This window comes from Liquorilactobacillus mali, assembly GCF_001437155.1.
GTDB classification, from domain to species: Bacteria; Bacillota; Bacilli; order Lactobacillales; family Lactobacillaceae; genus Liquorilactobacillus; species Liquorilactobacillus mali_A.
Map to the genome: position 1 here is coordinate 819 of NZ_JQAR01000036.1, position 1,054 is coordinate 1,872.

Below are 1,054 nucleotides of genomic sequence, written 5' to 3' on the forward strand. Positions count from 1 at the left end.
CAGAACACTGACAATGAGCGTTCTTGAAATTAAACGTCATATAGGCTCGTTTAAGCCGTTTTAAGTGTTACATGCATAATTATATTAAAACTGCTTTAAAATCGCTTAGAAGTAAAAATAGCTGCCTTAAGTGGCCGAATTGACGATAGCTGAGCTAGAAAACGGGATAGGAGCTTTTTAAATGACCAAACCCAGCAAAGAAATCGAAACAATTGATCAATTGTTGGCTGACCCCTGGGCAGTCAATATTCAAGACATTTGGGAGCAAACGGCATATAATCCAGATCCTGATAAACGCAAGCTGTTTGACGCGTTACACACTTACCTCTTAGATAAAAGCCAGGAGCAAATTATCAACGAAAAGCATTTTGTGATTTAACATGAGTGAGCTAAAGAGATACATCATTGTGGCTGGGATAAACAAACGGCGCTGGTAAAAGCACTTTATATCGCGCGAGGCCCGAATTATTTACTCACTCCAAACGATTAAATGCCGATGAAATCCTACAAAAAATGGGTGGTGATTGGCATAAAGAGCGTGATAATTTTAGGGCAATGCTTGAAGAAATAAAACAACTCCACGCGGCTTTAGATACCGGGCAGAGTATTCATATTGAAACAACCTTGGCTGGCCAAGGTAGGGCGCAATTTAATTTAATCGATCGGGCCCACAAGAATGGCTTTGAAGTAACGCTTTTATACGTGGCGTTAAAAAACGAAAAAGTCGCAATTAATCGGGTTCATGAACGAGTCAAAAAAGGTGGGCACGGAGTACCAGACGAAGTTGTTAAAAAACGCTATAATCAATCAAACCATAATTTAGCAGCGGTTGCATTCAAAGCTGATAACGTTGTGATCTACGATAATAGCCAAAAATTTGTATCAGTTTATAGACGAGAGCATGACCAGGTGATCAAAAATAATTTGCGTGATTTTCCTTGGATAAATCCCAAAATTACCTTTGAAGCAGCTATACAGAAACAACTAAAAGACTTTGCTAAACACAATCCAGAAATTAAGCCAAAAAACAATCCTGAAAATAAAAACGATCGGC

Annotated in this window: 1 protein-coding gene and 1 pseudogene; both read left to right on the plus strand. The window is 38.7% G+C overall.

Annotated features, from left to right (window positions below):
• Positions 1–181 precede the first annotated feature (181 nt).
• Positions 182–379, plus strand: coding sequence for a hypothetical protein (locus IV36_RS10840; RefSeq protein ID WP_003691009.1), 198 nt, complete (start codon positions 182–184; stop codon positions 377–379).
• 1 nt (position 380) lies between these two features.
• Positions 381–1,054: pseudogene (locus IV36_RS10845) on the plus strand (ATPase); the annotation flags it as partial.

Excerpts from the sequence above, each read along its gene's own strand:
- IV36_RS10840 (WP_003691009.1), top strand. The coding sequence starts at position 182 with ATGACCAAACCCAGCAAAGAAATCGAAACAATTGATCAATTGTTGGCT.